The 12,904-nt window shown below is 46.2% G+C and carries 13 protein-coding genes; 5 read left to right on the top strand and 8 right to left on the bottom strand.

Annotated elements, in window-relative coordinates; genetic code table 11:
• Positions 1-57 precede the first annotated feature (57 nt).
• The 7 genes from BSQ33_RS12850 to BSQ33_RS12880 form a co-directional block, all read right to left on the bottom strand.
• Positions 58-483, bottom strand: a complete 426-nt coding sequence (locus BSQ33_RS12850) for a hypothetical protein (RefSeq protein WP_027694266.1) — start codon at positions 481-483, stop codon at positions 58-60.
• A gap of 230 nt (positions 484-713) precedes the next feature.
• Positions 714-1,613 (bottom strand): L-ribulose-5-phosphate 3-epimerase, encoded by a 900-nt coding sequence (locus BSQ33_RS12855; RefSeq protein WP_088134239.1) that lies wholly within the window; start codon positions 1,611-1,613, stop codon positions 714-716.
• Positions 1,614-1,617: 4 nt separating this feature from the next.
• On the bottom strand, positions 1,618-2,265 hold the full coding sequence (locus BSQ33_RS12860; protein ID WP_021020823.1) for a 3-keto-L-gulonate-6-phosphate decarboxylase UlaD: 648 nt from the start codon (positions 2,263-2,265) through the stop codon (positions 1,618-1,620).
• Positions 2,266-2,270: 5 nt separating this feature from the next.
• Positions 2,271-3,092 (bottom strand): Cof-type HAD-IIB family hydrolase, encoded by an 822-nt coding sequence (locus BSQ33_RS12865; protein WP_021020824.1) that lies wholly within the window; start codon positions 3,090-3,092, stop codon positions 2,271-2,273.
• Positions 3,093-3,098: 6 nt separating this feature from the next.
• Positions 3,099-3,809 carry an L-ribulose-5-phosphate 4-epimerase gene (locus tag BSQ33_RS12870; protein ID WP_088134240.1) on the bottom strand — a complete coding sequence of 237 codons (711 nt, stop codon included), beginning with the start codon at positions 3,807-3,809 and terminating at the stop codon, positions 3,099-3,101.
• Between the two features lie 8 nt (positions 3,810-3,817).
• The gene (locus tag BSQ33_RS12875) at positions 3,818-4,297 is read right to left on the bottom strand and encodes a PTS sugar transporter subunit IIA (RefSeq protein WP_027694267.1); all 480 of its coding nucleotides are present in this window, start codon (positions 4,295-4,297) and stop codon (positions 3,818-3,820) included.
• Positions 4,298-4,434: 137 nt separating this feature from the next.
• On the bottom strand, positions 4,435-6,192 hold the full coding sequence (locus BSQ33_RS12880) for a PTS ascorbate-specific subunit IIBC (RefSeq protein WP_088134241.1): 1,758 nt from the start codon (positions 6,190-6,192) through the stop codon (positions 4,435-4,437).
• Positions 6,193-6,560: 368 nt separating this feature from the next.
• On the opposite strand from BSQ33_RS12880, the gene ulaR reads away from it, so the two are divergent.
• From ulaR to BSQ33_RS12900, 4 genes are all read left to right on the top strand, one after another.
• Complete coding sequence (gene ulaR / locus BSQ33_RS12885) at positions 6,561-7,316, top strand: HTH-type transcriptional regulator UlaR (RefSeq protein WP_021020828.1); 756 nt, start codon at positions 6,561-6,563, stop codon at positions 7,314-7,316.
• 125 nt (positions 7,317-7,441) lie between these two features.
• On the top strand, positions 7,442-8,509 hold the full coding sequence (gene ulaG, locus BSQ33_RS12890; protein ID WP_021020829.1) for an L-ascorbate 6-phosphate lactonase: 1,068 nt from the start codon (positions 7,442-7,444) through the stop codon (positions 8,507-8,509).
• Between the two features lie 185 nt (positions 8,510-8,694).
• Entirely contained in the window at positions 8,695-9,000 is a 306-nt protein-coding gene (locus BSQ33_RS12895) for a PTS fructose transporter subunit IIB (protein ID WP_021020830.1), read from the top strand.
• Positions 8,997-9,782: a PTS sugar transporter subunit IIA gene (locus tag BSQ33_RS12900; protein WP_088134242.1), complete on the top strand. Its 786-nt coding sequence runs from the start codon at positions 8,997-8,999 to the stop codon at positions 9,780-9,782. Before BSQ33_RS12895 ends, BSQ33_RS12900 begins: the two co-directional genes overlap by 4 nt.
• 6 nt (positions 9,783-9,788) lie before the next feature.
• On the opposite strand, the gene BSQ33_RS12905 is transcribed toward BSQ33_RS12900, so the two are convergent.
• Positions 9,789-10,637 carry a helix-turn-helix transcriptional regulator gene (locus tag BSQ33_RS12905; protein ID WP_088134243.1) on the bottom strand — a complete coding sequence of 283 codons (849 nt, stop codon included), beginning with the start codon at positions 10,635-10,637 and terminating at the stop codon, positions 9,789-9,791.
• Between the two features lie 423 nt (positions 10,638-11,060).
• On the opposite strand from BSQ33_RS12905, the gene BSQ33_RS12910 reads away from it, so the two are divergent.
• A complete protein-coding gene (locus BSQ33_RS12910; protein WP_157721392.1) occupies positions 11,061-12,413 on the top strand; it encodes a hypothetical protein in 1,353 nt (450 codons plus the stop codon).
• The last annotated feature ends 491 nt before the right edge of the window (positions 12,414-12,904 follow it).

The raw sequence follows: 12,904 nt of genomic DNA on the forward strand, positions 1-12,904 counted from the left end.
ACCGATGAAAACAGATTCTTATGATTATCGTGACTGATTCGCGTTTGACCACGTTGTTTATGACTGAGTTTGAATAAATTTACTGTAGGAACTGAGCTGTCCGTTAATATACTCGATACCACAGTGAATATTCTGTTCCGCACAACCGACCACTTGATACTCAATAATAAACTCACCACTGATCACTTTGATAAATAAGAAACCATCAACTACTTTCCACAAGCCGCGCAGTGTTTTGTCACTGAACAAATCCTGTTCGGTCAATGCACCGTTCGGTAACAACAATAGGCTTGAGGACGATCCATCAACGTTGACTTTGACCCACGGCTGATGGTGGACCTCGTAAGCGAGAATTTTGCGGCGTTTTTTGAGCCAGTGTTTGAGTTCCTGCGCTTGTGAAGGGGATAAGGTGGGTAAGTCTTCCATATCAAGCAGTGCGTGATACTTCTCATACCAGAAGAGTTGTAGGTGGAGTAATTTCATCAAATTGCGAGCGAGATCAGCGTTATATGCACAAGTGTTCACCTTGCGATAACCGAGGAAAGAAGTCAATTTTTCCGGTTAAACTTTTTGCTTATCCAGCTTTCAGTGACGTTGAGCAATCGGTGACATTGAACAACAAGAGACATTGAACAATAAGAGACGGGCAGACACCCATGTGTCTGCCCGAATGGTTTACCCGACTATTTTACCCTCGCTCATAGGCGATGATTTTAATGCACGGCAGCCGTGGATTCCGGAAATAACGGTGCCAGGTTGGCCACGGTACAGGCTTGATTAAGACGTTGCTGTGCCGTGTAAATATTGTCTTGCCAGTGGTCATCTTGAGCCCACATTTCGAGCACCAACGGCACGACACAGTCGAGCTGTTTGAGGGTGCTGAATACCGCTGAAAAATCTACATCACCGTCTCCGATCACCAGATCGCGGAACTGCCCCGGATACCCCGGTTTGACCGGATGCGTATCTTTCAGATGAATCTGCGTGATATGCGGTAAGCTCAGTGCGAGTTCCGTGCAGACATCGTAATTCCAGCCACTGATGTTACCGACGTCGGGATAAGCGGTGAAATAGGGGGAGTGAACCGCACGGTTCAGCACTTCAAATTTGCTCAACGCATTAAGATACGGTGTATCCATAATTTCTACCGCTAACATGACACCGGCACGTTCTGCCAGTTTTGCTGCACGTTTCATTCCGGCAACAAAATAGGCATGTGTTTGGGCACTGTTGGGTTCGTAATAAACATCATACCCCGCTAACTGAATCACCCGGATGCCCAGTTTATAAGCCAGCGTGATGGCTTTTTCCAGATGCAGGTCTGCTTGTTGACGAACGTCTGGATCCATCGAACCGAATGGGAATTTTCGGTGAGCACTCAGGCACATCGAATGAAGCGGCACCTGAAGTTGCTCACACAAATGACGTAAACCATAAATGGTCTCGTTATCCCAGTCGAGCCGACTGCGCCGCTCATCCGATTCGTCAATCGAGATTTCAAGAAAGTCGAATCCTAATGCTCGCGTCGTTGTGAGTTTCTCTTCCCATGTCATGTCGCTTGGCAAGGCTTTCTCATACAGGCCGGTCCGGTGACGTTGTACATGTTGGTACATCAGATTACCCCCAAAAGCGTGCGATCTGCTCTTTCAGCGCGGCTGCCGTTTCACGGCCTTCTTCTCCGGCGAGCGCTCTGCCGGCAATGAATGTTTTGGCTTTGATGCCTTCAAACAGATAGAGATCTTCCGGTACGATGCCGCCGGTAATCGAGAGTTCCAGGCCTAAATCTGACAGCTGGCGCATCTTATCCAGATCGCCCGGTGTCCAGCCGATACCGGCCAGCTCTGCATCACGCGAGCGGTGGTAAATCGCCTGAGTGATCCCTAAATCGACCCATGATTTGGCGTCAGCCATGGTCCAGTTACCATAAATTTCAATCTGAATTTCACCGTTGAATTCATCGGCAACCTGCTTACAGGCTGCGATGGTTGCAATATGAGCCGCAGCGGAAACGGTGATCCAGTTTGCACCGGCCTCAAATGCCATGCGTGCCAGAATCGCACCGCCATCCGTCGTTTTCATATCACAGACCAGCAAATGCTCCGGATGATTGTGACGCAGGGTTTTGACGGCATTCATGCCTTCGGCAAAAGCCAGAATGGTACCAACCTCAATCACATCGACAAAACTTTCGACACGGCGTGCCACTTCAATGGCTGAGGTCAGATTGGTTTGGTCTAAAGCGATTTGAATCATGGGTAGGGTCATGAGATTTATCCTTGAATTTTCTGTCGTATGAGATGGGCAAGGCCATCACTATTGTTATCGGTTTGACAGATCTGTTTCGCGTGAGATTTGACGGTGTCGTCAGCATTCGCCATTGCGACACCCAAGCCGGCATAAGTCAGCATTGAAATGTCATTATGGTTATCACCGATGGCAATGACGTGATTGGCGTCATACCCCAGTGCAGCGACATATTCGGCTAGTCGCTTGCCTTTGCTGTTCCCTTTGGCGGCAAAATCGATACGATTTGACCAAGAGAATTCACCATTGAATGTCTCTTTCACCCAAGGGTGTTCTGCAAGACGTTCGACGGAGCTTGGCAGGCCTTCGACAACGAATTTCCACACGTGATCTGCCTGTTCTACTAACTGGTGAAATGAATCAACCCGATGAATCTGAGGACGAATGGATTCAGGGTATTGGTTGGCCCATTTTTCGAGTGCTTCCATATAAACAATCGGATTCTGTTTGCCGTAGTTCATCGTATCGGTGACGTACAGGACCATTTTCATTTGGTATTGTGTGGCGAGATCGATGAACTTGCGCGCATCGTCTTTGGCAATCGCATCGTATTGCAAGACAGCGTCATTCTGATAGTCATAGACATACGTTCCGTTGCAGCAAATGATCGGTGTATTGAGCCCCAATTCCAGATAATAGGGTCTTGCTGCGGTATGATGACGACCGGTGACAATGACGACATGGCACTGTTGTTGTGCCGCGTGAATCGCCTGTTTCACTTCAGGATGAATGGTATGGTCGTCCGTGAGTACGGTTCCGTCTAAGTCTAATGCAAGCACTTTATACATGTAAGATTACCTTTGTCCGTAGTAAGCATTTACACCGTGTTTACGCAGGTAATGTTTGTCGGAAAGTTCCTGTTGGATGTTGATTTCCTGATTCAGGAATCGTGTTGCAATCGCCATCGCAGCAACTTCTTCTAACACCACCGCGTGATGTACGGCGTCGTTTGCATCGGCCCCCCATGAAAATGGTGCGTGTCCTGCGACAACCACACTGGGGACAGACATCGGTTCAATATGGCGCATGTGAAACGTTTCGACAATCACCAATCCGGTATTCTTTTCGTAACGATTGATGATTTCGTCACCGGATAACCGGCGTGTGCAGGGGATGTCCCCGTAAAAATAATCGGCATGTGTGGTGCCGAGTGCCGGAATATCCCGCTCAGCCTGCGCCCAGATGGTTGCATGACGCGAATGGGTATGAACAATCCCGCCAACTTGCTCAAATGCCTGATAAATTTCTAGGTGCGTGGCGGTATCGCTCGACGGATTCAGCGCGCCTTCGAGCTGATTGCCGGCCAGATCGACAATCACAATGTCATCGATGGTCATGGTCTCATATGCCACGCCGGATGGTTTGATCGCGACCACACCGGCAGCGCGGTCAATTTGCGAGACATTCCCCCAGGTAAAGGTGACCAGTCCATAACGCGGGAGTTGCAGATTGGCGTCCAGCACTTGCTGTTTTAAAGATTGAAATGAATGGTCGTGTCCTGACATGTTGACTCCTAAACGGTCGTTTCCGCCAGTGCGGCATCAATCACTTGCAGTACATCTTCGTTGCAACGACAACGGCGGAGTTTATCGAGATCAACCCCCGTTTCACTCTCGTCATCATCCAACACCTGAGTGACTTCCATCAGGCCTTCCATATGTTCATCCGAGCTGCTGCCAGCTAGTGTAATCAACACATCAACCGGTTCATCTTCTCCGACAAAGTAGACCGGCGTTTCCAGTGTCACTAACGCAAACGCTGTCCGCACGACACCATTTTCTGGCCGGGCATGCGGCATCGCTAACTGAGGGGCAATGACAATGTAAGGGCCCAGTGTTTCGACACTGCTGATAATGGCATCGTGGTAAGACGGCAAAATTGCCCCTGATGCAATCAGGAGATCGGTGCCGATTTTAATCGCTTCACGCCAGTCCGAGGCGGATGCTTGTAATCGAATTGAATGATTTTCAATCAGTGACTGTTTCAGTCCCATAATCTTCTCCGCGAGGGGCCATCCTTTGACGACATAAGACGTCAGGGACGGGCCCATAGTGGTTGTTCAATAGTGATATTTGATGGTGAAAAAAGTGACAAACCGAAGCATGCCGGTTGTCAATCCAGGCTACGCTATCAGCGCTCTGCAAAGTTTTTATTGATGATATCCAGCAGCTCATCCCCGAAAGAGTTCGGATTCAGCATGTTCTGTACGCCAAGGACGAATTTCCCTTCTCCCGGATCCATTTCAGAGGAAAGATGTCTCGATGACACAATAATATCGGTGGTTGCCAGCTTGGATTTGTAGTCAGACACCGCACAGGAATCCATCACATGCGGAATGCCTTTTTTCTCCAGATATTTACCGATCTTCATTTTCATCATCATGGAGGAGCCCTGACCATTCCCACACACCGCGAGAATACTGACCGGGCGTTGTCCGTAGTGGGCTTTCAGAGCCTGTTCTACCGCTTCGAGGACTTCAGGCTCTTCGCTGATGTCAACTGTGCCCTGAGCATCTTCTTCTGCCCGCAGACGTTTTGATGCGAAGAACATATAAACGGCCGCCAGTCCGATCAGTGCGAAGAAGAACAGTTTCGATATCGAGAGCCCTTGCATAATCGGTGGGAAAACTAAGGCCCAGTCAGCCATTCCCATCCAGGCATTGAACGTGACACCGTGCTGGCTGAATAAGTGAATCGCCCATGCAGAACCAACCACCTCAATGATACCCATCACAAAGCAGATCTTCATCACGGCCCGCCAGCCGCCGAAGTGGTTCGCAAACACACCGATCGTGGCGTTGGAGAAGAACATTGGAATAAAGCCGGGAATAATCATGATTGGTGCATTGAAAGCGAGCATTGCTAATACCGCAGTGAACTGCCCGATGGCACCCCACATAAACCCAAATACCATGGCATTGGGAGAAAAGGCATAGATAGCCGCACAGTCAATCGCGAGTACCGCATTCGGAATGACACGTTCAGAAATCCCTTTGAAAGCTTCGGACAGTTCGGCAACGAACATCCGCACCCCAGCCACAATCACCTGAATGGCAACCGCGAATTTCAAACCGGTTTCAAGAATGTAAATTGTCCAGTGGGTTTTTCCGGCCATCGCCTGGAGGTTATCAAGACCAAAAGAGAGCAGGATAATGCCGAAGAACACTGTCATGACAATCGCGGTCGCGGCAATACTGTCGTGGAAAATGTGGAGCCAGCCGGGAAGCTTCAGATGATCGACGCTGTCATTTTTGTCCCCGAGTTTGTGGGCAACTTTGGTGGCAATCCAAGAGGCGACTTGCTGTTGGTGACCAATGGAGAATCCGGCCCCGCCAGTTACCGCTTCGGTTGGTTTAAACATGATGTTTGACGAGATACCCCAGTACAGCGCCATCAACACCGCGGAACAGAGCACGGTTTCCCACATACCAGCGCCTGTAATCAGGTAAAAGACAGCAATCAGACCGGCTTGTTGGAACATAATATGTCCGGTCAGCATGATGGTCCGAATGCCGGTATAACGGCGAAATAGCACCAACACAATATTAATTGCCAGCGCCAGTAATACCGCATAGCCGACCCATGAGTACCGCTCGCCCATGGTCTCCATGGTGGCCATCATCGTCGTGTATGGGTCAATCACCGAACCTGTCAGTCCGTGGTATTCCGAGAGTTTCGCGATCACGGGCTTAAAGCCTGCGACCAGTGTACCTGCACCGACCTGAACCAGCATAAAACCAACGATGGTTTTAATTGATCCTTTCAAAATGGTCGTTGCATCTCTTTTTAGCAACCAGTAACCGATGAGAGTAACCAAACCGAGGAGTAACGGGGCTTTGGTCATCACTTGGCTGTAAAAAATATAGAAGATGTTATACAAGAACTCCATATCTTTACCCCTAGATATATTTCTATTTGTCGTTAGATGTAGGTCAGAGTGATTCCGTCAATGTGATATGCAGGAATCGATTTGTTTTGCTCACGGAATAGACTTTAAAAAATCATTTATAATCATTCAATGATTGTTTTTGATTGTATTGATTTATATCAATTTTACATGGAAGCAGGTGCGACAAATGCTACGCTGATCACTTGATAGAATTAATAATTCATTAAAAACAATAACTTATATTTTGAGGTTGCCTAGTGTTTAATTTTTCATCTGAATTGTTTGACATCAAAGAGGATGATTAATAGAATCAAAAAAAATCAAATGTAATCATAAATAATCACATTGTGATGAATAGGATGATGCTTATGAATGAAGTCCAGAGACATCATGGCATTTTGTCTTTGTTAGAAGAGAAACAATCGATCAATGTGTCTCATATTATCGATGCCTTTCACGTTTCTCCGGCAACTGCCCGACGCGATATCTCAAAACTTGATGAACTCGGTAAACTGAAGAAAGTTCGCAACGGGGCTGAACGGATTGTTGGCAAAAAGAGAAGATGGACACCACTGAATATCGATAGTACCGAGCACTATCGGGAGAAGTCTCTCATTGCTATACGCGCGGCTGAGCTCTGCCAACCGGGAGATAGTGTTGTGATCAACTGTGGTTCGACGGCATTCATGCTGGGGCAGCAGTTATGCGGGCAGGATGTTCAAATCGTAACTAATTACTTTCCTTTGGCAAGCTATCTGATCAACGAAGATCACGAAGATGTCATCATTATCGGTGGTCAATACAATAAAGCGCAGAATATTTTCCTCAATCCGGCACCGGATGCATTGGGCGGTTATGCCGGGCATTGGATGTTTACCAGTGGTAAAGGTCTGACGGAAAGCGGATTGTATAAAGCGGATATGTTAACCGCCGTTGCAGAGCAGCAGATGTTGGAACAGATCGACAAGCTGGTTGTGGTGGTTGATAGCTCCAAAGTCGGTCAGCGAACGGGCATGTTATTTTGTCCGACCAGCAAAATCGATATGGTGATTACCGGTAAAGATGCATCGCCAAAGGTTGTGAGTGCATTAGAGGCGCAGGGGACACAGGTCATTCTGGTCTAGTCGCTAACGCGCTGAATCGATCACCGCTCTGAACGAATCATATTTGCAGGTGCTTGGGCTTCGGTCCAAGCGCACGGCTCCCTACATGCAAAATTTACAATAAATCAGAAATAAAAGGTGTTGTTATGAGCAAGGTAAACGAAATTACACGCGAATCGTGGATCCTCAATACGTTCCCTGAATGGGGAACCTGGCTCAATGAAGAAATTGAGCAAACCGTGGTTGAACCAAATACGTTTTCAATGTGGTGGTTGGGATGTACCGGTATCTGGCTGAAAACGGCAGGGAATACCAATCTGTCGATTGATTTCTGGTGTGGCACCGGGAAACGGACCCAAAAAAATGCGCTGATGAAAAACCAGCATCAGATGATGCGGATGGGTGGGGTGCGTGAACTTCAGCCAAATCTGAGAACGTCTCCGTTTGTGATGGACCCCTTTGCCATCAAAGAGATTGATGCCGTGCTGGCTTCTCATGATCATGCCGATCATATTGATGTGAACGTTGCCGCCGCTGTGCTGCAAAACTGTGGTGAACATGTGAAATTTATTGGTCCGCAAGCTTGTGTCAATTTATGGACCAGTTGGGGCGTCCCGCAGGCGCGCTGCATTGTTGCCAAAGTCGGGGATTGTATTGAAATTGGTGATGTGAGCATCAAAGTGCTGGATTCTTTTGACCGGACAGCGCTGGTGACCTTGCCGGAAGGTGTCTCATCTTATGATAAAGCCATTCTTGATGGCATGGATGAGCGTGCGGTGAATTACTTGATCGAAACAACTGGCGGTACGGTTTATCACTCCGGTGATTCGCACTACTCAAACTATTACGCCAAACATGGTAACCAATACCAGATCGACGTTGCTTTGCTCTCATATGGTGAAAACCCACGCGGTGTCACCGATAAAATGACCGCTTCCGATATTTTGCGGGCCGGTGAAGCGCTGGATTGTCAGGTCGTGGTGCCATTTCACCATGATATCTGGGCCAACTTCCAAAATGATCCCCGCGAAATCGAAGTGTTATGGCAGATGAAAAAAGAGCGTCTGCAATACGGTTTTGCACCATTCTTCTGGCAGGTCGGCGGAAAATATACTTACCCGACGGATAAAGGCCGAATGCATTACCAGCACTTCCGCGGCTTCCGCGATATTTTCACCGATGAACCGGAGCTGCCTTATAAGGCATTTTTGTAAGTCATCTGATGCAATCTTGCCGCCCTGTGATGGGCGGCTTGACGAAAGAACGAGTCTTTTCAGCCATGTATGGCATCCGAAAAATGCAGTCAGCCACAATATCGGCAATATCATTGTGATAGGCTTATATCTTTGGCCTGATGACTGTTTGGTCATCAAGGATCGCAGATAAGTAAGGAGCGATCATGAAGGTGGTAGCCGTAACCGCATGCCCGACCGGAATTGCCCATACCTATATGGCTGCCGAGCAGCTGCTCAAAGCCGCCGGTCACCGTGGTGTGTCAATCAAAGTTGAAACACAAGGGGCAATGGGAATTGAAAATGAGCTGACCGTTGCGGATATTGTTTCAGCGGATATTCGCATCATTGTGTCTGATATCGAAATTGAAGAGAAATCCCGTTTTAAAGGGTGTCAGGTCTTTCATTTCTCGATTGAAGACGTTTTGATCAATGCTGAACAAGTTTTAGAAACTTGTCTGAGAAAAGTATGATCACCACCCGGATTACGTTTCTGCTCAAAGAAGAAGGGCTGCCGGGCTGGCAGGTCAGCGCTCTGAAGCAGCTTTGTGGCTATTTCCGTTCCATTTTTGTCTTTTACAATCTGAGCCGGGGAACCCACTCCCGGCTCAATCAGCCTCTCAATGTTTTGAGCCTGAGAAATCGTGCCGGACATTTGTGCCAGATTGCGATTGAAGGACTCGATGCCGAACTCGCTTGTATGGTGCTCACGGAATATTTCAGTGAACAGGCCATTCTGATCTCTACTTCACATCGTAAAAATGCTGCCGCAGAGCAACTGTTCGCGACTCATCCGGCGTTTTCTCTGCCGTTTGCGTGTCGCTGGGACTATGAAGCCCACTTGAGATTCACCGATAAGCATTCGGCATTGCATTATCTTGCCAAACGGATTGCTCCCGGAAAGCCTGAACAATTACTGGCACAGCTCAATCAGCGGGAGAATATCTCAACCACGGCACTCCCGAATCGAGTCGCTTTGCCCCATGTGATGAGTGACGTGGTGGACACGCCGATGGTGCTGGCGATGCCATTGGCACAGCCACTGGACTGGCAGTCTGCCGGTTCACCCGTTTCATTCGTGCTTGCTCTGGTTCTGCCGCAGCCGCTGAACCGGAATATTGTGACAGCGATGACGCGATTGACCCGCTGGTTGATTGACGATCTCAATGCACAGCTGCTGCTGGATGCCAAACGAGAAGAAACGCTCAAAGGCATTCTGCTCCATGTCATGGCTTACGATCATACAGAACACTGAAATTTCTTAATCAAAGCGTGTCCGGTACTCGGAAGGGGTCATACCGGTTTTCGTTTTAAACACTCGGCAAAAGTAATTCACATCCTGAAACCCGCACCGTTCGGCAACTTCGCTGAGGCGGAACTGATATTTTTTCAACATGAACTTCGCCCGATCAATTCTGACCCACGCAATGTAGTCAGCCAGCGTCATGTGTCCCTGCTGATGAAACAAGCGGGAGAGGTGATTGGCAGACAGGCTGAACCGTGATGCGATGGAATCTCTGGTGATCGCCCGGTGAAAGTTTTCCTGAATATAGATACAAATCCCCTGATAGAGATCTTCACTATGGCTTCTGGCTGAAAGTTGTGGCTGACGGAGAATACTCTGCGTGTAGGTCAGCAGTGCACAAAGCAGATGCTCATCCATCGGCGATTTTTGCGGCTCTCTGGCCAGAGCGTTGAGGCTTTCCAGAATATTATCAATCGCATAGCCGGTTCGCATTTGCACACTGTGTTTCTGGACATCATAAAAACCATCGGTGCCTTTGCGTTTGGCAACAAAGCTAAACCCAATCTGACGACGGCCATACAGAAGGCTGATGACTGAACACTCATCTTCCCAGTCCGGTTTATTCCAACAGTTGGGGGGAATATAAAGCGCATTTCCTGCCTGAATATGAACGACACTGATCCCGTGCAGTGCATCTTCAATCTGGTTGCAGTAATTGCCTTTGAGGGCGATCTCCAGACGAGGAAAGTTCACCTGATAGCTGAATGGCGGTGGGGTGTGCTGATCACCGGCAAACCAGATACGCTGACAGTTGTCCCGCTCATCAATAATGGCTTCAATCAGATGATGAAATACTTGGCTCATGATTTCCTGCCGTTATCCATTGATGCAACGTCGATGACAAGTCGTGCAGTGATCACCATCCATTATTCTGTTCCTGAGCCGTTGTGTACTTTATTAATATAAATATTATTAATACACAGAATTTAAATGTCTCATACCGATACAGATCACATTTGAATCATGATGGGCTGCTTTACTTCTCTTTAATATTCAGACGGAAATAACTTTCTCATTATAATCTTGCTGGTGATAGAAAATATAGTATTGACATTCTTAGTTTCATTACAGTGGAACCACATTTTTTGTCTGAAAGATTAAGAGATAAGAGTTGTTACTTATTGATTTTAGTGTTTTTTATTGTGGTTATTATTGGTTTTATTTATAATGATTTTTCTGTTTCAGAAGCCTCTTCCACGTAAGTGAAATTATATAATAGGATTAGAAATGAAAATACCTGTAACCATATTGTGCTTTCTCTCTATGTTTAGTTTTTCAGTTGGTGCAGAAGAGCTTGGGAAAAATGACTTATCTTTAATGAGTCGGATTATTTGGGATTGTTCAACTCTTCCTACCCTGAAATTCCCTCGCCCTTATACGTCAAATGATAGAGAGATCAAATTATTTAAGGATAAGGAAAAAACGCTCTCGGATACGTTGAAAGAGTTAGAATCCAGCAATCCTGAAGCGTTGAAATCGACAAAAGTTTGGCAGAAGAAGCCATTTGTTGAGGAGCTATCCGAGTGTCAAAATCGAATTTTTTCAATAGAGAATGAAATATCAAAAGTACCACCCAAAGATGCATTTAAACTAATGGACAGTATTGCAAGACGTTGTACTAGTATGCCTAAGTTGGATTTTCCACGCCCTGACCCTTATGCTGATACAGCACTTGATTTATATAAACAGCGTAAACGTTGGTTTATGAAAGACTTGAAAGAGCTGAAAGAAATGAATCCTGATATGCTGAATTCTGAATATATTATCGGAGGTCAGCCATTCAATGAAACTTTGTCTCATTGTCAGAGTCTGATTGATGTCACAGAAAGTGAATTAGCAAAAATACCGAGTAGAGATGTTCAGCAAGCTGTAGATAAGGTTCTCTCAAATTGTGAGCTAGGAAAAAAATGGATTGATAATCCGACAAGATACAATACCAACTATAGCTATATATCCGATTTATTTTATTCGTATAAAGAGCAACTGGAAAAAATCAGGCAACAAAAAGTAGACATTCTATGGAAAACAGATGAACTGAATCAATGTGATGAAGTATTCTCATCAAAGTATGCCGATTTAAAAGCCGCAGAAGAGAAAAAACAGCATGATAGAATGGTTGCAGAACGTGCTGTACAAGCTGAAAGAGATGCAAAACAAGCCGAAATAGACGCAAAACGGGCAGAAGCTCAGGCAGAAGCTCAGGCAGAAGCTAACCGAAAAGAACAGGCTATTCATGATGAAAAAGTAAGGAAAGCAAGAGCTCTAGGTTACAAAGATGTGTTGAAAGGTATGACTCCTTTGATGATCCGACTACGTAACGGCAATTTGTCAATTGACGATGCAGAATCATATCTTGTTGACTTGAAATATGATGATGTTTTCTATCTTGATAACATTGTTGATGATTATGTCATTTATTCAAATAACCGCACTACGGTGGCCTTGCCGAAATACGATGGACGCTTTTACGATATGGGTTCCTCACTACCTAGACGTGTTTATTCGATTGAGGGTATGGAAGAATTTGTTACTGTATTAGGTGATACTAGGCAGGTTCTAGTTTTAGAAGAATCTTTCTAACGAAATGTTTCTAATCGACGGAATTGGAACAAAATTCAATATCTGTTTTGCATTAGAATCAGACACTTTCTAACTTCTGCATCTTTCAATGATGTGGGGATTCCCCATTCATTTGAAGATGCAGATTTTAGTTATTCAAATCAAAAATTCAATGTGCTACACCATATAAAGGTTGATTAAGCCATTGCTTGTATATAAATGTGATTTTATATAAATAGAACGGTCTATTTCATGTCATCGTTGGGCTTAGATCACATTTAAATCATCATGATACAATCCTCCAGTAAATGCATTTTTGTTTCACTATCAACTGACGGAGACTGTCACCACAATACTCTAGTTACCACTATCTCCCTTATTTTCGAAGGACAAGAGTGACAGGTGACAAGAATTACGGGGACACACACCGTAAATGTCGAGTTTCTTATGGGGACAGACACCTATTCTTCCCCAATGAAGCGGACAGTGGCAGACAGAATGAACGGGGAACG

This window comes from Vibrio gazogenes, from assembly GCF_002196515.1.
Taxonomy (GTDB): domain Bacteria; phylum Pseudomonadota; class Gammaproteobacteria; order Enterobacterales; family Vibrionaceae; genus Vibrio; species Vibrio gazogenes_A.

Excerpts from the sequence above, each read along its gene's own strand:
- BSQ33_RS12855 (WP_088134239.1), bottom strand. The coding sequence starts at position 1,613 with ATGTACCAACATGTACAACGTCACCGGACCGGCCTGTATGAGAAAGCC.
- BSQ33_RS12850 (WP_027694266.1), bottom strand. The coding sequence starts at position 483 with ATGAAATTACTCCACCTACAACTCTTCTGGTATGAGAAGTATCACGCA.
- BSQ33_RS12880 (WP_088134241.1), bottom strand. The coding sequence starts at position 6,192 with ATGGAGTTCTTGTATAACATCTTCTATATTTTTTACAGCCAAGTGATG.
- ulaG (WP_021020829.1), top strand. The coding sequence starts at position 7,442 with ATGAGCAAGGTAAACGAAATTACACGCGAATCGTGGATCCTCAATACG.
- ulaR (WP_021020828.1), top strand. The coding sequence starts at position 6,561 with ATGAATGAAGTCCAGAGACATCATGGCATTTTGTCTTTGTTAGAAGAG.
- BSQ33_RS12865 (WP_021020824.1), bottom strand. The coding sequence starts at position 3,092 with ATGTATAAAGTGCTTGCATTAGACTTAGACGGAACCGTACTCACGGAC.
- BSQ33_RS12860 (WP_021020823.1), bottom strand. The coding sequence starts at position 2,265 with ATGACCCTACCCATGATTCAAATCGCTTTAGACCAAACCAATCTGACC.
- BSQ33_RS12900 (WP_088134242.1), top strand. The coding sequence starts at position 8,997 with ATGATCACCACCCGGATTACGTTTCTGCTCAAAGAAGAAGGGCTGCCG.
- BSQ33_RS12870 (WP_088134240.1), bottom strand. The coding sequence starts at position 3,809 with ATGTCAGGACACGACCATTCATTTCAATCTTTAAAACAGCAAGTGCTG.
- BSQ33_RS12875 (WP_027694267.1), bottom strand. The coding sequence starts at position 4,297 with ATGGGACTGAAACAGTCACTGATTGAAAATCATTCAATTCGATTACAA.
- BSQ33_RS12910 (WP_157721392.1), top strand. The coding sequence starts at position 11,061 with ATGAAAATACCTGTAACCATATTGTGCTTTCTCTCTATGTTTAGTTTT.
- BSQ33_RS12895 (WP_021020830.1), top strand. The coding sequence starts at position 8,695 with ATGAAGGTGGTAGCCGTAACCGCATGCCCGACCGGAATTGCCCATACC.
- BSQ33_RS12905 (WP_088134243.1), bottom strand. The coding sequence starts at position 10,637 with ATGAGCCAAGTATTTCATCATCTGATTGAAGCCATTATTGATGAGCGG.